The organism is Phormidesmis sp. 146-20, assembly GCF_052939475.1.
On sequence record NZ_JBJPHT010000019.1, the window covers coordinates 1 to 19,107 of the forward strand.

At 50.0% G+C, this 19,107-nt stretch carries 15 protein-coding genes; 6 read left to right on the forward strand and 9 right to left on the reverse strand.

The genetic code is table 11. The features are described 5' to 3' along the window. Window positions 1-44: 44 nt before the first annotated feature. The 3 genes from ACKFKH_RS16190 to ACKFKH_RS16200 form a co-directional block, all read right to left on the reverse strand. Window positions 45-734: a hypothetical protein gene (locus tag ACKFKH_RS16190; protein ID WP_446859351.1), complete on the reverse strand. Its 690-nt coding sequence runs from the start codon at window positions 732-734 to the stop codon at window positions 45-47. A gap of 95 nt (window positions 735-829) precedes the next feature. Further along, window positions 830-2,263, reverse strand: a complete 1,434-nt coding sequence (locus ACKFKH_RS16195; RefSeq protein ID WP_446859352.1) for a circularly permuted type 2 ATP-grasp protein — start codon at window positions 2,261-2,263, stop codon at window positions 830-832. Window positions 2,264-2,345: 82 nt separating this feature from the next. Beyond that, on the reverse strand, window positions 2,346-2,948 hold the full coding sequence (locus tag ACKFKH_RS16200; RefSeq protein ID WP_446859353.1) for a DNA-3-methyladenine glycosylase: 603 nt from the start codon (window positions 2,946-2,948) through the stop codon (window positions 2,346-2,348). Between the two features lie 162 nt (window positions 2,949-3,110). On the opposite strand from ACKFKH_RS16200, the gene ACKFKH_RS16205 reads away from it, so the two are divergent. From ACKFKH_RS16205 to ACKFKH_RS16220, 4 genes are all read left to right on the forward strand, one after another. Then, the gene (locus ACKFKH_RS16205) at window positions 3,111-3,233 is read left to right on the forward strand and encodes a hypothetical protein (protein ID WP_446859354.1); all 123 of its coding nucleotides are present in this window, start codon (window positions 3,111-3,113) and stop codon (window positions 3,231-3,233) included. Between the two features lie 76 nt (window positions 3,234-3,309). Further along, entirely contained in the window at window positions 3,310-4,953 is a 1,644-nt protein-coding gene (locus ACKFKH_RS16210; protein ID WP_446859355.1) for an MBL fold metallo-hydrolase, read from the forward strand. Between the two features lie 245 nt (window positions 4,954-5,198). Further along, entirely contained in the window at window positions 5,199-5,900 is a 702-nt protein-coding gene (locus tag ACKFKH_RS16215; protein WP_446859356.1) for a hypothetical protein, read from the forward strand. Window positions 5,901-6,569: 669 nt separating this feature from the next. Beyond that, window positions 6,570-7,961, forward strand: coding sequence for a malic enzyme-like NAD(P)-binding protein (locus ACKFKH_RS16220; protein WP_446859357.1), 1,392 nt, complete (start codon window positions 6,570-6,572; stop codon window positions 7,959-7,961). 158 nt (window positions 7,962-8,119) lie between these two features. Here ACKFKH_RS16220 and ACKFKH_RS16225 read toward each other — a convergent pair whose 3' ends face one another. Further along, a complete protein-coding gene (locus ACKFKH_RS16225; protein WP_446859358.1) occupies window positions 8,120-8,896 on the reverse strand; it encodes an LmeA family phospholipid-binding protein in 777 nt (258 codons plus the stop codon). A gap of 391 nt (window positions 8,897-9,287) precedes the next feature. On the opposite strand from ACKFKH_RS16225, the gene ACKFKH_RS16230 reads away from it, so the two are divergent. Both ACKFKH_RS16230 and ACKFKH_RS16235 read left to right on the forward strand, forming a co-directional pair. Then, a complete protein-coding gene (locus ACKFKH_RS16230; RefSeq protein ID WP_446859359.1) occupies window positions 9,288-10,538 on the forward strand; it encodes a DUF4912 domain-containing protein in 1,251 nt (416 codons plus the stop codon). 240 nt (window positions 10,539-10,778) lie between these two features. Then, a complete protein-coding gene (locus tag ACKFKH_RS16235) occupies window positions 10,779-11,348 on the forward strand; it encodes a hypothetical protein (RefSeq protein ID WP_446859360.1) in 570 nt (189 codons plus the stop codon). 24 nt (window positions 11,349-11,372) lie between these two features. On the opposite strand, the gene ACKFKH_RS16240 is transcribed toward ACKFKH_RS16235, so the two are convergent. From ACKFKH_RS16240 to lhgO, 5 genes are all read right to left on the reverse strand, one after another. Continuing rightward, window positions 11,373-11,798 (reverse strand): ATP-binding protein, encoded by a 426-nt coding sequence (locus ACKFKH_RS16240; protein ID WP_446859361.1) that lies wholly within the window; start codon window positions 11,796-11,798, stop codon window positions 11,373-11,375. A 2-nt stretch (window positions 11,799-11,800) separates the two neighbouring features. Continuing rightward, the gene (locus tag ACKFKH_RS16245) at window positions 11,801-13,468 is read right to left on the reverse strand and encodes a SpoIIE family protein phosphatase (RefSeq protein WP_446859362.1); all 1,668 of its coding nucleotides are present in this window, start codon (window positions 13,466-13,468) and stop codon (window positions 11,801-11,803) included. Window positions 13,469-13,705: 237 nt separating this feature from the next. Next, entirely contained in the window at window positions 13,706-15,922 is a 2,217-nt protein-coding gene (locus tag ACKFKH_RS16250; protein ID WP_446859363.1) for a GumC family protein, read from the reverse strand. A gap of 218 nt (window positions 15,923-16,140) precedes the next feature. Further along, complete coding sequence (locus ACKFKH_RS16255; protein WP_446859364.1) at window positions 16,141-17,610, reverse strand: SLBB domain-containing protein; 1,470 nt, start codon at window positions 17,608-17,610, stop codon at window positions 16,141-16,143. A 193-nt stretch (window positions 17,611-17,803) separates the two neighbouring features. Continuing rightward, window positions 17,804-19,048, reverse strand: coding sequence for an L-2-hydroxyglutarate oxidase (lhgO, locus tag ACKFKH_RS16260; protein ID WP_446859365.1), 1,245 nt, complete (start codon window positions 19,046-19,048; stop codon window positions 17,804-17,806). Between the last annotated feature and the right edge of the window lie 59 nt (window positions 19,049-19,107).

The following is a 19,107-nucleotide window of genomic DNA, read 5'->3' on the forward strand; positions in this document are numbered from 1 at the left end:
GAAATAGGGGAGTACTCCTTGGAGCGTTTTATATTTAATTGCACCTAGCTACTTACTGTTTGTTCAATGAACATATTCCAGAGCTTGATCGCATCCCCTCGATCGGTGCTGTCGATCGCATACAGCTTCAAATGCCCATAGCTACACTGCAAGCTCTCTCGATATTTAGCGACATCAAAACCGGGTGAAATCTGAGCCGTGTTATGAACAATTTCTTCTAGCAGTTCAGTTTCCAGGAGCGATCGCAGTTCCGGCATTTCTCGCACGATTCGCCGCACTCTTTCTAGATACAAACTGCCGACTTGCTGCCAGTCAAATTTCTGTGGCAGAACTGGAAACGACTTGTCTCTCAAACTCGATCGCTTCCAAATAGTTTCTAACGCTGTCGTGTCAATCGCCGCACAGTCTTTTTCAAACGCTTTGCCCAAAAGAGGTTTGACCGATTCATCTTTCACAAACTCAATCAGGACTGGATCGTAGCGATCGCGGATTTCTGCTCTCGATAATTCTTGATCTTCCAGTTCTTCTGCCACGATCGCCAGAAACTCTTTTAGAGCCATTGCCACCGCTTTTTTTGCCACCTCTGGTTTGGCAGCCGTGATCCCTTCCTTGAGGCAACCCTTCAAGAAATCCTTCACGTAGTCCTCTGCGGCAGATTGCCCCAACTTCAGAGCTTGCTCAAAGATGGCTTTACCGATTTCCGCAGCGCCGATCGTTATTAACCATTCCAACATACTGAATGCTCAGAGGTATCGAATCTTGTTACCAATATGGCATCTAGGGTAGCAGTCAGACTCAGTAGCGGTGAAATCAAGTCATGGGCTGCTCTTCACTGACAGACGACCCAGGTATCTTTACTGCCGCCGCCCTGAGATGAATTGACGACGAGAGAGCCTTTTTTGAGCGCGACGCGAGTTAGACCACCGGGATTGACATAAATCTCTTTGCCGTAAAGGACATAAGGGCGTAGATCGACGTGACAACCCTCAAACTGATCTCCGATTAGAGACGGGACACGAGACAGTGCGAGAGTCGGCTGGGCAATATACTTGCGTGGGTTAGCTTTGATCTTCTCGGCAAACTCAGCTTGCTCCGCCTGGGTCGAATGTGGGCCGATTAACATCCCATAACCGCCTGACTCATCCGCCGCTTTGACGACGAGCTTATCCAAATTGGCAAGAACGTGATTTTGCTGCTGTGCCTCCCAACAGAGATAAGTCGGGACATTTGAAAGAATCGGCTCTTCGCCCAAATAATAGCGAATCATCGCCGGAACGAAGGCATAAATCACTTTGTCGTCAGCGACCCCGGTTCCCAGTGCGTTCGCCAATCCCAATCGACCGTTACGATAAACCTCCATCAAGCCCGGAATCCCCAACAGCGAATCGGGACGAAACGCCAGGGGATCGATGTATTCATCATCAATGCGGCGATAAATCACGTCTACCCGCTTTAAGCCCTTGGTCGTCCGCATCTGCAAATAGCCATCAGACACGACCAGATCCCGACCTTCGACCAACTCCACGCCCATCTGCTGCGCCAAAAAAGAATGCTCAAAATAAGCCGAGTTATACATTCCCGGTGTCAGCAAAACGACGGTGGGATCGGGCAAATGGTTGGGCGCAAGATTCAGGAGCGTTTCGAGCAGATGGCTGGGATACTCCTCCACAGGCTGAATCTTCATCGTATTAAAGACGAGGGGCAGCGTACTTTTCATCACGCGCCGACTTTCTAAGACATAAGACACCCCAGACGGACAGCGCAAATTGTCTTCGAGCACATACCACTCGCCATCGCGATCGCGCACCAGATCCGTCCCAGTAATATGGCACCAAATATTTTCTGGCGGCTTTAACCCCAGACACTGCTTCATGAATCCCTTAGATGAGAGAATCAACTCCTCCGGGATCACGCTGTCTCGAATAATCTTCTGCTCGCCGTAAATATCTCTAAGAAACTGATTGAGCGCATAGATTCGCTGCTTCAACCCCTTCTCAAGCTTGACCCAATCTTGACCCGACAAGACCCGTGGAATGATATCAAACGGAAAAATTCGCTCGGTGCCCTCATTGTCACTGTAGACATTAAATGTCACACCCATCTTAAACAGGGCAATTTGGGCCGCTTGCTGACGGCGTTGTAGCTCTGCGATCGTCAATGAGTTAATCCGATTGATCAAAGGAACGGCTTCGGGCCGAGGTTGCCCTTTGGTGATGAAAAGCTCATCGTAAAAATCACCAGGTTCGTAATCGTCCAAGTTCACGGCTTGCCCAACGTTAACGCTACCCTAATCAATAGAATTGTGTCCGACTTCAAACTGTAACAATGACTACGTTATTTTCTTTTCATCCCTTCTTCGACACCGCCGCACAATCTTTGACATACCATCGCCACGGCAAGTCGGCTCCTTGAGTCAACCCAATGCGCGTCGTCTGGACAAAGGAAATCGAGTGGCGATCGATCTGATCTTGATAATCCTGGCTGCGAGGCTCCAACCACAAAGGCTCTCCAGGCTGTAGCGGTTTTGCCGTTAGAGTGAGATCGATTTTAAGCGCACGACAGAGTTTTCCGGGCCCAGCACCCACACGAGACGGCTTTTCGGCAGGACACCACACCGGAATCGTCTCCAACTGCAACGCCCGAATCAAAACCGCGCTAGGAATGCCATCCAAATCAGTCACGACATTCAAACAGTGATACATCCCATAAATCAGATACACATAGGTCATCCCCGCCGGGCCAAACATCACTTTGTTACGCGGAGTCTGACGGCGGTAAGCGTGGCAAGCCGGATCGCCCTCCGTATAGGCCTCCGTCTCCACAATCAGCCCCCGAATCAGTGACCCATCTGGCAACCGACGCACGATCGTACAGCCCAACAGATCAGGCGCGACGAGAAGAGACGATCGAGACAGCCAATCCGGTTGAATAAAAGGCGTAATGCTCAAAATCCAAAACTCAAAACTCCACTTCTCACTTTAGGAGAATCTGAGAAAAATCTTTGGTTTGTCAAGATTACAGAGAGTTCAGTATAAGATCACTGCCAAAGGTTACAGGCATTTCTGCCTCATCAACGGTACACTTCAGATAAACTCATCATAGAAACTCATATGGATGTCAAACTCGTTTTACTAATGCTGACTGGCGTTTTCACGATCGCGTGTCTTTTCTTTGGCACTCGCAACGGCTTCTACGACTCTGACAACTACCACGGCAACGGGTCAGCCCATTAATCGAGTCGTTTGGATTAAAGCTGGACGTTGGTCGCCAAGAGCGATTTCCATAACCTGATATTGCGATCGTTAGACTGTGATTCAACTGGATTGTTTGCCCTATGGCGTGGGCCATGCGGATGAAGGGGTGTGTTTACTCGTCCGGATGGGGCCATACCGGGTTTTGCTCGATTGTGGATTGCGTGACCTTTCGGCGCTGACTGGCTTGGGGGCTGAAGTTTGTCCTGCCGATTTGGTGTTGTGCAGCCACGCCCATGCCGACCATGCAAGAGGATTGCTGTCACTGCATCAAGCATTTCCCAAACTGCCCATTTATTCCAGTGAGGTGACAACTCAACTCCTGCCGCTCAACTGGACTGGTGCACCGATGTTTAGCCATGCCCTACCGTGGCGATCGCCCGTTGAGTTTCAAGATGGACTAACCGCAGAATTGTTTCCCGCCGGACACCTACCCGGGGCGGCCGTCATTTTGCTGACGTACACGCCGCCTCCATCCGTTTCCGATCGCTCCTACACAGTGCTCTACACAGGGGATTTCTTTCTCTCTAACTCTCGCCTCGTCGAAGGGCTACGCCTGGAAGAACTGCGGAGCTTGCAGCCAGATGTGCTGATTGTCGAAGGCAGCTATGGCACGGCCCGATATCCCCATCGACGACAACAAGAAAACCAGCTTGCCGAAAGAATTAGCAGCGCGATCGCTCATAATCAATCCGTTCTCTTACCCTTGCCGACGTTGGGTTTGGGGCAAGAATTGTTGATGTTGTTGCGAAGCCATCATTTGTTTACCGGACGCAATATCGACATTTGGGTGAATGGAACGGTGGCGGCGGGCTGCGATGCCTACCTAGAATTGCTGCCTAGTTTGCCGAGCGCTGTTCAAAATTTTGCCCGTCACCAACCGCTATTTTGGGATGAGCGAGTCCGTCCCCATGTGCGTCACCTTGAGGTCGAACAGCGATCGACGATTACGCATCCCTGTATCGTTCTCACTGATCTCACTGTCGATTTGAACCAGTTTTGTCAACCCGAAGATTCGTGGCTGGTGTTGTTGCCGCAGCAGGTTAGTCAGCAAGAAGGGCAAGCGATCGAGGAAGTTTCTTCGTCTCAAATCGCGATCGAGACCTATCTTCTGGCCCAACATTGTGACGGCCCCAGTACCACTCAGCTAATTCACAATTTGCGCCCTCAACATGTGGTGTTTGTGCATGGAGCGCCCAATTATTTGGCTGATTTGACGGGGCTAGAAGAACTGCACAATCGCTATCATCTACATTCGCCATCAGCCGGAAATTTGGTAGAACTGCCGATCGGCGAAACTTTTTTGCAGCCTGTTGCACCTGACAATAGCTATGAAGGCGAACTGGCAGAATTGGGAACGGTGGTGACAATTACACTTCCTGACTCGGTGATGGCCGATCCGCGCTGGCGATCGCTAGCCGATACAGGCCTGGTCGAAGCTCGCTGGCAGGGAGAAGAACTGGTTTTGCGAGGGCTACATCAGCGTGAATTATTGAATCAGGGAGGCGATCGACTTCCCGATTGGTCGCTGAGAGAGTGCTGTCAAAATTGTCGTCATTTTCGCGGACAGCGCTGCTGGAATCCAGGTTCTCCCTTATTTAACTTTAAGGTGACACCCGACGGCTATTGTCCTGGATTTGAGGCGACCCAAGCTCTCAGCGAAAGTTTGGAAGAGATAGAAGACAGAGGATCAGACAGCTAGAGAACGAGAAGAGTAATTGAGAAATAACAGTCACTCTACTGCTCTCTGAAGTGATCTCAAAAATCTAACCTGAGACTGGTGTAGATCTGTCATCCTGGGTATTATTAAGTTAAGGTCTGGTTATAGTTTAGTTATCAATTACTGAACCTAATCTGTCGAAGCCTATAAGCGTTTGGGCGGCAGATTTTGGGCGAGTGATTGATAGTTTCGATCGCCACTAGCTCAACTGTTTGGAGAATGCTTAAGTGAAATTTTGGTTAAAACTCAGTCTAAGCAATTGGGCAACTAGATTACTTTATTTATGTCTAGCGACAGATGTCGGTCTTATATTTGTTCATATCGTCCACTGGCAAACGAGCCTCGCAAATAGTCATCTCTTCTCGATCGAGTCCGATCGTGGATATGCAGAATTTTTTCAATATATCAAAGAGTACTGGATTGTTCTTTTGTTAGGATTGACTGCACTAGAAAGACGCTCAATTCTATATTTAAGCTGGGCTTCACTATTTGTCTATCTATTACTAGATGATTCGCTACATATCCATGAGAGATTAGGTGAGTCTATTTCAATAAGATTTGCGTTTTCCGACTTGTTAGGGATACGAGCCATTGATTTAGGAGAGCTAATTGTATCTGGAGCATTTGGGTTAACATTTTTAATCTTTATTGCTGTTTCCTATCAGTTTGGAGACTCTAAATTTAGAAGAACTTCTAAACGCTTAACTTTGTTACTGCTTATTTTGGTTCTGTTTGGGGTGGTCATCGACATGATTCATGGTGTCCTTAACTTCACAAAAATAAGTTCTCTAATTGGGCTATTAGAAGACGGCGGCGAAATGGTTGTGATGAGCACGATCGTTTGTTTTGCCTTTAGCTTATTGGGATCTTCTCAAGCTCAAAGCGAGACGGCAACAAAGCTTGTAGAAAACCCGAACGCTTTTGAATAAAAGTTACTTTCAGCCTCTTGAGATTTTGTGAGTTTATGCCAAATATCACAGAAATCAGTTTGAGAAACTTTAGACTACCGATTCAATAGTTGCAATATTGCCTATTTTGATTGGTGATGTACAGTTCCTAGAATTCAAATTCTTGGTCAAGAGGCTTCCATTAAACACAAGGCTGGATTTCTGCTAGTTTAAGTCTCCATACTTGCTCATCCGCTTCGCCCACATTCTCAAAGTTTATATATTCACCTTCATTTAGAGAACAGACACTTAGAGAACAGATTGCATAATTACAATCTTCAAAGTCGTATCATCTCACTTCTTCTTTGAAACACTACCAAACTCTAGCTCATACGATCGCTTCTACAGTACGCCTAGAATAAATAGAGACAGATCTACATTGCACTTTAGGGAGTACTTTTGAAGCAGCGATCGCTAAAATCCCCGGTATTTCTCTCGCTATGAAGTTGTAGTTTTAAGGCAATCCAATAATGGGTGGTATTGAACTGCTGTCATTCAATGATTCAACTTCCATATCGATTTTGTGCTGAATTCGTGCAGTTGAGTACAATCTTGCTGCTTGCCTTCCTTTAAGCTACAAAAGATTGATTAATTTGGACTTTAGATTCCGATTCAATCTAAGATCTAAACTCCCAAATCTAAAATACCGCTATGGCAAATCTCACCCCCAATCCCAGCTACAGCCTCTCCATCCGCTTTCAAGTGCCCAATCAGCCCGGAATGCTTACTAGCGTCACTCAAGCCGTCTCCGATCGCGGCGGCAATATGGGGCAAATCGATGTCGTCGAACAAACCCGCGACTCCTCCACACGAGAAATTGTCGTCGATACCGCCAGCACCGAACATGCCGAAGAAATCATTCAAGCGGTGAAAGCACTGCCCAACGTTAAAGTTCTCAACAGCTACGATCGCACCTTCGCGCTCCATCAAGGCGGCAAAATCACCGTTCGTAGTAAAGCCCCTCTGAGCAGGCAGTCAGATCTGGCCATGGCCTACACCCCAGGAGTCGGTCGCGTCTGTATGGCCATCGCTCAAAACCCCGATCGCGTTTACGAATTGACCATCAAACGCAACACTGTGGCGATCGTGACCGATGGCAGCGCTGTTTTAGGATTGGGCAATCTGGGCCCCGAAGCCGCCATGCCCGTGATGGAAGGCAAAGCCATGCTGTTTAAAGAATTTGGCGGACTGGACGCTTTTCCGATTTGTCTCGCAACGCAGGACACCGACGCGATCGTTGAAGCGGTGAAAAACATTGCTCCCGTCTTCGGAGGTGTAAATTTAGAAGACATTGCGGCTCCGCGCTGTTTTGAGATCGAAGCCCGCCTTCAAAAAGAACTTAACATTCCCATCTTTCACGACGACCAACACGGAACGGCGATCGTCACGTTGGCCGCTCTGACCAACGCCCTAAAAGTCGTCAAAAAATCCCTATCTACAGTAAAGATTGTGATCAATGGAGCCGGGGCCGCCGGGGTTGCGATCGCTCATCTCCTCCTCAAAGCGGGTGCGACTCAAATCGTAATGTGTGATTCCAAAGGCATTTTGTCAAGCGATCGTCCCGATCTAAACGATCAAAAATGTGCTTTTGCAGTCGAGCAACCGGGTAAACTTGCAGACGCAATGAAAGCTGCTGATGTCTTTCTAGGAGTGAGTGCGCCGGGAGTGGTTACGCCTGAAATGGTGCGATCGATGGCAAAAGATCCGATCGTTTTCGCGATGGCCAACCCCGTCCCCGAAATTCAGCCCGAACTGGTGCACGATGATGTGGCAGTGATGGCGACCGGACGCAGCGACTATCCCAATCAAATCAACAACGTGTTAGCGTTCCCCGGAGTGTTTCGCGGTGCATTAGACTGTCGTGCCTCTGGCTTCACTACTAGCATGTACTTGGGTGCTGCTCTAGCAATCGCCAGTCTAGTTGCTGACAGTGATCTAAACCGAGAAAATATCATTCCGTCTGTGTTTGACGATCGTGTGGCCACTGCCGTTGCTGATGCCGTTCAACGAGCCGCTCGTGAAGATGGAGTCGCCAGAATTTAAGCAAGATTGCCGGATCACAAATTTCCTCAAAAACAAAGCCAGGAGTGCTCACCCAAACCAATCCGCACACTTGTTTCATCCTCATTCCTCATCCCTCCTCACGAAGCGGATTACCCCCAAAGGGGAACAGATCATCGAAGTTCTCCCTCATCCCTTCTTCAAGGACTCACCAACAATCTCGCCTCACACACCACCTGTCCCGCCGTCAACGTCAATTGTTGAATTTGAGTTTCTGTTCCGAGGCTGACCGTGTAGCCGTTGAGGTCGTCGATCGCCATTCCTCGTTTTGCTTTGGCATGGGGGAGCCATTGAGGATTGACAAGTTTTAGCTGATGGGGACTAGCCACCTCAAATCCGGTGCGAATGGCGATCGCGCTCACGGCTCCACTTACAGAAATTAATGAGGCACTGATGAGAACCTGATTCTCTTCGAGGGCAATTTGGAGGTTTTGCAAATTCAAATCGGGATCAGAGAGAGAATTGGTCAGATCACCTGACTTAAGCAGCATAATCAAAAACTCTTTGACTCCATTTGCCAATAGAGGAGCCTTCAAAGACGCATCCAGATCTTCCTGGTGCAACAGTACCCACCCCTCAACAGGAATGGGTTCCAACAACTCCAAAGCCTTACCTCGCAGCACCTGACCTAGATTGACGCGAATATTTGCTCCTGTTAAAAAAATCTCGCTCAGATGCAGACCCTGGTAAACCGCTTTGCAAGCCGACAGCGTGATCTTGGGAATGCAGCCCGACAGAATTTGTCGATCGCCCGCCGCAATCTCTAGCTGCAACGCTTCGACGTGTTCGACCTGCGATCGTAGCCACAACCTCACCGCCGGAGACAAAATTTTGCTAATCAGACGACTTTTTTGAGTTGGGGGATCAGTCTGCTCCTCCACTGGGTTTGAGTTCACATCAGACTGAGAAGAATCCATACAGCCTCAACATTAAGGACGATCGTAGGTTGCTCTACAGCATACAGGAAACTACAGTCGTCCTTTTTGCCTTTGCTAAATTCCTTTTTTGGGTGCTGATTGTCAAGAAATCCTGACATTTAGATTTCTTTTGGGATCTTTACCTTCTGTAAGCATGATTTGGCGATCCCCAAGTTAGAGGAAATGTCATGACTTCATAACATTGCGATCCCCGATCTGCCCGAAAACTCGTCGATCGACCTGAAACTCAACGCTTTGACCCCTTGACCCAACCCGGACTTTTGGGCACTATGACTCAGTAGAGAGCGATCCCCGGATTGTTAACGAAGGTAAACTTAGACGAGTCGTTAGGAACGATTGATGCGGTTAGAAAAGATTGGAGCAAATAATTATGGCAACCGAACGTCCCCCTCTCGAAGAAATGACCCTACGGCAACTGAGACGAGTTGCAAGTGAGTACGGAGTCTCCCGCTATAGCCGAATGCGTAAAGATCAGCTTTTAGCGTCGATCGAAGAAATCCAGCGCACCCGATTTTCAACAAACCCATCCCGTAAACTTGAGGCACAGGAAGAAGTGGAAGCAGCAAAGTTTGATGTTGGACAGAGTGATCTCACAGGTGGTTCTTTAGCTGTCGTTGATGAAGACCTGGCAGACTTACCCCAGGGTTATGGTGAGAGCCGCATCGTGCTGATGCCCCGCGATCCCCAATGGGCCTACACCTACTGGGATGTCTCCAACGAACACAAAGAAGCGCTGCGCTCTCAAGGCGGTCAACAACTTGCCCTGCGAATCTACGATGTTACCGACCTGACCTTACAGTTTCAAAGCCCCCACAGCGTCCAAGAATATCCCTCAGATGAGTTGGCGAGAGAATGGTATTTGCCGATTCCGGTGAGCGATCGCGATTACATGGCTGAGATTGGCTATCGCTGTGCAGATGGTCGTTGGCTCGTCTTAGCGCGTTCTACTCCGGTGCGAGTGCCTCCGGTCTACCCCTCTGATTGGATTGAAGATCAGTTCATCACCGTCTCGTGGGAAGAAGATCTGCGCGACAAAACTTTCCTTGAATTGGTGCCTCCTGCCAAACGCATGATGATGGGTGAAGCGGCGATCGCAGGCACGATGACCAGAAACCCCATCTACGACGAAATTTTTGGATTGGCTCAAAGCATCGAAGCTCAACGGATCGCCGGGTCGCTCTACGGCTCCATGCAGCAGGTTCCCATTCACGAAGAAGCCATCAGTTCCTACGTCTTCCCGTCGGGTGTAGGCATGTGGGCAGTGCCAACGACTTCTGGCTTAACGATGTCGGGCGTGGGGATGTCGGGAGTCGGCTTTTCTGCTTCAATGCCGCCGATTCGTCCTCGTCAATTTTGGCTAGTTGCGGATGCAGAACTGATTGTCTACGGCGCAACTGAACCTGATGCCACTGTAACGATCGGCGGTCGCCCCATCAAACTCAACCCCGACGGCACGTTCCGTTTCCAGATGTCTTTCCAAGATGGCATGATTGACTACCCGATCATGGCCGTTGCGGTGGATGGCGAACAGACCCGCGAAGTTCACATGAAGTTTGAGCGTGAAACCCCCAGTCGTCGCACCAACACCAAAGAAGAAGCAGTGCAAGAGTGGTTGGTCTAAGAAGGGATGAGGGATGAAGCCTTTCAATCCCCTTCTTCTTCCGCCTATTTTCTAGTTTTTCTAAATCTCCCTAGTCTTTCCCTCGCGTGGTCGGGGGATTTTTTGTGCGATCGTCCATCCCTCATCCCTCCTCGCAAAGCGGATTACCCCCAAAGGGGAACAGATCATCGAAGTTCTCCCTCCTCGCGAAGCGGAACAAAGTTCTCCCTCATCCCTCACCATTCCTATTAAGATGGACTAATGACACCAGAAGAAATTCCCACAACCCTTACCACTCTGTTTGGTGAAACCATTCAAACGCTTGCGCCTGGTTCCTATCAGGTCGAAACTGCTGAATTTAGGCTGCTTGTGTTGCTTTCAGATGACCAATCCTGGCTGAGAGTGCTATTGCCGATCGCCCCCGCTCAAGAAGCCAAACCCTACTTAGAAGAACTCTTAGAAGCCAATTTTGACACGACGCAAGAAGCCCGATACGCGCTGCATCAAGGCGTTTTGTGGACGGTCTTTCAGCACAGTTGTCATGGGCTGTCGATCGCAGACTTCACCGCAGCTTTAGAGCGACTCATTTTTCTACATCAGCAAGGGTTGGATGAGAGCTTTAGTGCACTCGCCGAAAAGCAAATTCGCCAAATTATTCAAGCCGCCAAACGCCAGGGGCAATCTTTGGAACTGACGCTGCAAACGCTTGATCGCTTCTATGAAGAAGGACTGCTGGGCGAACTAAGCATGAGTGCCCAATCTCGCGAAGAGGTGTTGACCGCGTGGCAACGTCAGCTTACAAGACTGTGGGCAGAGGTAGAACCATCCTGATCAAGGCTCCCTCTTCAAACGCCCCTACTTAATGCCTGCCATCAGACTCGCCTCTAGCTTGAGACAATTGCGACCGTCTACCTGCAAACGGTACTCCACGCGATCCATTAGGCGATTCAAAATGAGCCAGCCATATCCATGCTCTTGTTTATCCTCTGGACAGGGAGCCAAATAGGTCGAAAGGTCATACCCCTGCCCATAATCCCAAATTTCTAGCGCCAGGTCGCGATCCTTGACCTCAAGGCGAATCAGCACAGGAAGGTTAGGACGATCGCGATGAGCATGACGCACCACATTGGAGTAAGCCTCTACCAGCGCCAACCGTAAGCGAGAAGACTGACGAGTCCAATCGACCTCATCCCCAATCTCAATCTCTAGACTGCTCAACAACCAGTTCTCAGCAATGCTCAAAAACTTTAAGTCGCTTGGGATGTGAAGCTCAGTTCTCATAGTTAAAGAACCTCCAGAGATAAAATCGTCTGGTCATCTTCTTGAACAGCATTGTGGGATTGGATTTGGGCTAACAGTTGTTTCAAGTCTAAGCGTTCCCCTTCTTGTAGCAGCAATTGCCAAAGTCCGGCTTGTTTTAACATCGAGCCTTCACCCGCCGCTCTAGACGGACAAGTCGGCTTCTCAGAATGAATTGTTGCTTCAGTAATGCCATCACTGGTTAACAAAACGATTTCTTTGGAATGAAGGTCAATGCTGCCTGCGATCGCCGTCCAATCCGGTAAAATCCCCAACGGAACGCCACGCACTTTGAGATAAGTTGGCTCGATCCCACAGAGATCAGGCTGTCTTGACCAGACCATCGGATAAATATGCCCCGCATTGGCGTAAACTAACCGCTTTGTAGTCGGCGTATATCGCGCTATAACCATTGTGATAAAGCAGTTTGTACTGATCAAATCCTGAGACAGAATGCTATTTAGACTCCGCATGACGACATCAGGTTCAGGGGCACCTTCTTGAGACAATTCTCGTCTCAGCACCGAAATCGCACTCGCCATAAACAGCGCCGCCGGAACGCCCTTTCCTGACACATCGCCCACCGCCAGCCAGACATCGCCTTGAGGGTGATGATAGACCTCAAAAAAATCGCCGCCCACCTCTCTCGCAGGGTGACAACAAGCCTGCACCTTCACGCCCTCTAACACAGGCAACGTCTGCCGCAAAAGATTGCTTTGAATCTGTCGAGCGACGGCCAACTCAGCCCGAATCTGTTCTGCTTGCTGTTGGGTTCGCTGGTAAAGCTTGGCTTGTGAAATCGCCAGGGCTGCCTGCTCTGCGACACCTTCGATGAGTTCGATGTCCTCCTTTGACCAGGGACGATCGCCCTCCGCCTGATGTAAAGAGAGAATCGCCAATAGATCTTGCTGATAGGTCAACGGAACTGCTAAATGGGTTTCTCTTTCTGCTGATTTGCGGGGTGGATCTATTTGTGTCCTTCGATTTACCAAAACCGCTTGCACTAGGGGAGCCTCGCGATCGTCCTGACTCTTAGGGCTAGACTCCTGAGACACGCAGTATCGAGCAGAATGACGCTGAAGACTGGATTCCTCGACGGGATGAAGCATACAGCAAGCCGCATTTAGGGTCTGCCCCAGCGTCTCTACAATGGTTTGCAGCATACTGTGGTAATCGAGAGACTCGCGAATCGCCGTTGTGATTGCATTAAACAGAGATTCTCGGCGCAGTGCCCGACGCAGATCTTCTGTTCTTTGTTTGAGAACTCGATAGGTTTCTGCGGCTTGCTCGACCACGACTTGAAGCTGCTGCGGTTTCCACGGTTTGGTGATGTACTTAAAAACCTTGCCCGCGTTGATTGCCTCGACCAGATCTTCAACATCCGTATATCCCGTCAGCACAATCCGAATCGTATCGGGGTAGCGATCGACCGTTTTGCTCAAAAACTCAGTTCCCAGCATTTCAGGCATTCGTTGGTCAGAAATAATCACGGCCATCTCGCCCTGCTGATCGAGTAGTTTTAGCGCCGAAATTGCACTGTCTGCTCTCACCACATCAAAATCTCGTCGAAAGGTGCGATAAAGCAAGTCCAGATTATCTGGCTCATCGTCTACGATCATCAGCTTGAGCTTGGGGGTAGCTTCCCGTCTCATGCAGTTTTTTGCTCCTATGAGAGTTGGTAGAACTCATCTAAGTGAAGATGCCCCAGTCTTCCGTAAAACTAACCTGGCTTGATTTTGGCGGGGTGTGTATGATGACGCGCTTTATCTAAAACGACCCTCATAAAAAAAGAGCGCATTAGCTGCACCCTTCTCTGTTTGTCAGTTTTGAGATGAATGTGGGGACGAATTGACCGATTTGAAGTTCAAGATTTGACCCCCTCGATACGACTATCTGCGGGTTGCGCCTCCGATCGCTTGCTGAGTCTGCACCGTGTCGTAGTAGTAAGCCATCTGCAAATTGCCAACATGATGTTTGGAATCATTAGCAACCGTCCCCAAGATCACCGTGGGAGAAATTCTCAGCCCTTCTAGCGCTTGCTTTTGAGCATCGCGATTGGTCTTACCTAGCCGCGTCACAAGCAACAGCCCGTCGGTTTTAGCAGCAACCAGATTTGCATCGGCAAGGCCAATCAGAGGAGGCGTGTCATAAATCACCAGATCAAAGGCAGACTTAAACTGCTCCATAAGCTGCTGCATTTTCACAGAAGACAGCAAGCTGACGGGATCTCGCGAAACCTGCCCAGCGGTCAGAATGAAGAGATTTTCGTCTTGAGGAGACTGCTGCACCACTTGCTTGTAGTCCAAGTTTGAGCTAACCAGATCACTCAGTCCTTTGGTATTCACCAGTCCCAGACGGTTATGCAATTGAGGGCGACGTAATTCTGCATCTACCAATAAGACCCGCTGCCCCATCGCGGCGGCCACCTGCGCCAGGTACAGTGCGACCGTAGATTTGCCGTCTTGAGGGGTTGGAGAGCTAACCACCAAAGAGCGCACCGGAATCTCTGAATGCAGAAGCCGAACATTGGTGTAGAGCGATCGAAACGCTTCCAAAAAGGGCACCGCCCCAAACTTACGAGGCTTGAAACCCATAAACTGGCTGGCTCGTTGAAAGACTCCACCCGCATCAGGTAATGCATTGAGCCGATCCATTTCGTCTAGCTCTTGATTGGTCGGAATCACCCCCAACATCGGAAGGCGAGTGGCTGCTTTGACTTCATCAGGACTGTAGAAGATGTTGTTTAACTTATCGACCAGAAGGGCGATCGCTGACCCCAACAACAATCCCAAAATGGCTCCTAGCAAGAGGGTTGTTCTAAAGCGAGACTGTCCCGGTTCACCAGGGGCCGCCACCAGTTGCCAGGGGGTTTGTCGCTGTCCGGCATCAATTCTTAGCGCTTCACGCTTGGCTAAAAACTGGTTGAGGTTATCAGTTGCGATCTGGAGTTCACGCTGAATTCGAGTGTACTCACGAGCAATCACAGAAAGTTGCTTCATGCGATCGTTGAGTTGACCTTCGGTGCTGACCAGCGCCTGATTACGAGCAGACAAATCTCGAATCTGACTGGCTACTTCGTCTTGCACCCGTTGGGCTTCATTATTAATCAGAGGCAGCAGGTTCGATCGCTGGTCTTGCAGCACCCTGACGTTGGGACTGCCATTTACAAATAATGAAGACTCAGCCGCGATCTGAGTGTCTACCGTTTGCAGTTGTTCGAGTAGTCTTTGGTAGCGCGCGTTTTGACTGAGAGCAGTCGTGGCAGCAACGCCGTCTGGCTTTTGAGCAAGCTGAGATTGCAGGTCAGAAAACCCGGAGCGAATCTGATTGAGCGCCACTTCGTTTTCTAAACGCTGCCGTCTAAAGGCGGTCATCTGCTCAGACAGTTCACGGCTCTGCGATTCGGGGTCAAACAGGTTGTACTGTTGGCGAAACTGTTGTAGCCGTTGTTGACCCGTTTCGACTTGTTTTTGCAGTTGAGGCAGTTGGGACTCGATAAAATTTGTCCCCTGGCGCACGTCTGCGAGTCGCTCGTCAAGACTGTAGGCCAGGTAGCTTTTGCTTAATTCGTCCAGAATGGCTTTGACTTTTTCGGGCTTGGAGTCTTCGTAGATAATCTCAACAATTTCTGTGTTGGGCACCGGCTTGATGCTGATACCCGCCGCCAAGCTTTCGTAGGTCAGTTCGGGGTATTGGGGTTTGAATTTGTCTACGATCGGCTGAATGATTTTAGAACTGGTCAACAGCTTCATGCGAGTATCGTCAAAACCGCGCACCACATTGTTGACATCTCGGCTGGCATTGGCATTGGAATTGAGCGCTTGAGGCAAGGAGGTCACGACCTGAGATTCGGCCGTTACGGGCCGGGTCAAGATCTGGAAGGCACTCTTATAGGTGGGATTTGTGACCGCTTTGACGAGTGCTAGTGAGGTGACAACTGTTGCCACACCTGCGATCAGCAACCCCCGGCGGCGCAGCACCGAGAAGATCTGACCGAGATCTAACACATCATCCTCTTCGGGCTGACCGCCTGTCATGAGCCAGTGAGGGCGTTTACCGTTTTTTGACGATAAGGGGGGCAGCGATTGGGGATATTGTCCGTCCATCTTGACCTCTTCCAACTTGCTTGATGAATAACGATCGTGTATCTCTAGAAATCGATTGAAGCCACACCTTTGAGTCAGGTTGATCAGTGTGTTTTGAGGTCTGTTGCCTAGGGTTTAGAAAGGCTGGGGGGATCTTTTAAGTGGAGTGTCCTGAATTGTGTCATTGTCAATGCCCCCAAAGTTAACTCAGTCTTAGTGTTTCAGTCCAGTAATAGAGACTATCTAAAAATATTGAAAAAGTTCAGGACTGAGAACACGTTGCTAAACGGACTCAAGATTGTGCCTAAGACATCGGTGGCTTTGGTGATACCAGAACGGTTGACCACAATTACGTCATCATTTCGCAGAGCGGGGTTTTTGTTTTCATCGATGCCTCTGGTGAAGTCAATGCCGATCGTCCGTTGAGAGATTGTACTGTCAGGATTAAGGCGAATCAGTTCTACCGTGCTGGTTTTGGCGCGTCGATTGTCAAAGCCGCCTGCTGCCAAAATGACTTTATTCAACGGCGTATTGGGCGGCACTTCTACCACACCCGGTCTGGTCACCTCACCCACCACATTGACGCGAATCGTATCTGGCGAGAAGCTAGCAGACGCGATCTGAGCAGACTCCGCAGCCGTCACCGAGGTCGCCGTGGGAATAATGATCGTATCCCGGTCTTGCAGAATGAGATCCTGGCGCAGATCGCCTTCTTTGAGCAGTTTCCAGAGGTCGATCGTCAGCGTTTGTTCGGCTCCGGTTTTGGTGGTGCGCTTGACTTGAATCTGCCGGACATCTGCCATTGGTTTAATGCCCCCAGCGACCTGAATGGCCCTAGTGATCGTGGGCACGTTGTCGGTCGTATTGTTGTTTGTATTCACGCCACTGGCTCCACCCGGAATTCCAGCAGCGCCTGTACGAGCCGTTCCGGTGACGGTGTAAGGGCCGGGGCGATAGACTTCACCGACGACAGCAATATTGAGCGGCTGGTTGCGGTCAGAAGAAAAGCTCGTGGTTGCCAGTTGAGAAGACTCGGCTAAATTGACTTCGCTGGTTGTCGGAATATAGATTGAGTCGCCGTCACGCAGCACAATGTCTCTTCGCAGATCGCCTGTTTGCACAAAGTCCCACAGATCGACGTTGATCACCTGTTCGCCGCCGTTGGGTTGGGGTCGCCGGAGTTGCGCTCGTCGGAGGTCTGCGGCCTGAGTGATGCCCCCTGCGGTTTGAATGGCGCGTGTCATAGTGGGCAGTTGTGAGCCGCCTTCAGCCGTTGACAGCAGGTAAGAACCGCGACGGTTAACTTCTCCGGAAACGCCAACTTTGACTGGGCGAGGCGCGATCAGGGTAACGGTCACGATCGGGTATTTCAGCAGTTTTGCGTATTGTCGAGAAGCGATCTCTGAAGCTTGAGTCAGCGTCATGCCGCGCACCGGGATCTTGCCCACTTGCAGCAAGCTAAGGGAACCATCGACCAACACCTGAGTTTCTAGATTGAACTGAGGCAGCCGAAAAACTTCGATTCGCACGCGATCGCCCGATCCTAGGGTGTAAGATTCATCCACTGACGCGCCGCTAAAGGCTTGTGAGCTGGTGCCAGGAGTCTGAGTGGGCGGTAGTTGAGTTGCGTTGAGCGGGGAAGCTGTGGCCCAGGTGAGGAGGGTCAATCCAGCAAGGGAAAGGATGGGCTTGGGTAGGAAGGGTCTCATGTCTGACTAGGCTCTCTGAATATCTGACCGAAAAGGGTGTTGTTGAAAGGCGATTTAAAGATTTGACGGAATACGACAGGATAGAGTCAGCAAAGATACGAAGAAGCTATGAACTAATTAAACAAAGCTTCAGTAAATTCTGGACGGTCTGGGGCGGTTGTTTGTCAAATCATTATGTTTCTTGTCGATTACTTTAAGTAGAATTCGCGTTGACGTTGAGCGAGGTGGGGCTGAGGAACACGGGAGAAAATTGGGTAGTCGGCACCTGAGCGGCGATCGCTTGACCGATTTCCAGCGAGGCTGTTGCGGCGGGGGAAGGGGCATTACAGACATGTAGAGCATTCCCCGATTGCACGATCAAAAAGTCATCCACCAGTTTGCCTGCGGGTAGAAGCGCCTGGGCCCTGACTCCAGCGTGAGTGGGAATCAGATCGTCGGATTGAATGTCGGGAATCAATCGCTGTAAGCTCCGCACAAACAGGGCTTTGCTGAACGATCGGGCCATTTCTCGCAGCCCTTGATCGGCGTGTCTGGCGGCAAGCTTCCAGAAGCCAGGGTAGGTGACCACATCAGCAAAGTCACGTAGATCGAAATCAGTTTTGTGATAGCCTTCTCGCTTAAAACTCAGAACCGCATTAGGGCCTGCATGAACGCTACCGTCAATCATTCGAGTAAAGTGAACGCCCAAAAAAGGAAAGTTGGGATTGGGAACGGGATAGATCAACGTTTTGACGAGATGCCGCTTTTCTGGCTTTAGCTCATAATATTCTCCTCTAAATGGAATAATTTTGGCGGGCGGTTTGGTTTTGGTGAGTTGAGTGAGGCGATCGCTCTGGAGTCCCGCACAGTTGATCAAAAATCGAGTGTTAAACATGCCGTTGGGGGTGGCGATGCCGTGTCCCTCGCTGGTTTTGACCAACATTTCGACCTGAGTGTTGAGGCGCAGATCGGCTCCCTGGGCGATCGCCAGTTCTGCATATTTCTGACAAACCTGTCTATAGTTGACAATTCCCGTTGAGGTGACGCGGATGCCAGCCAGACAGCGCACATGCGGTTCGATTTCTTGAACTTGAGTGGGTGTGAGACGACAGACGGGCAGACCGTTTTGGAGTCCTCGCTGGTAGAGGATTTCTAAATGGGGCAGTTCTTGGGGTTGAGTCGCGACGATGACTTTGCCGCAGACTTCGTGATCGAGGCGATGTTCTCGACAGAATTGGATCAGCGATCGATTGCCTTCGCGACAAAATTTGGCCTTGAAACTGCCGGGTGGGTAATAGATGCCTGAATGAATCACACCGCTGTTGTTTCCGGTCTGGTGGTGGGCCCACTGGCTTTCTTTTTCGAGCAGCAAAATCTTAGCGCTGGGATAGCGGGTTGCCAAAGTCATGGCTGTCGATAAGCCGATAATGCCGCCGCCAATAATTGCAAAATCATACATAAGGTAGCCCTGACCGTCGGTGAACCGTTCTTAGCATTGAAAAGGGTGTTTCGTTATTT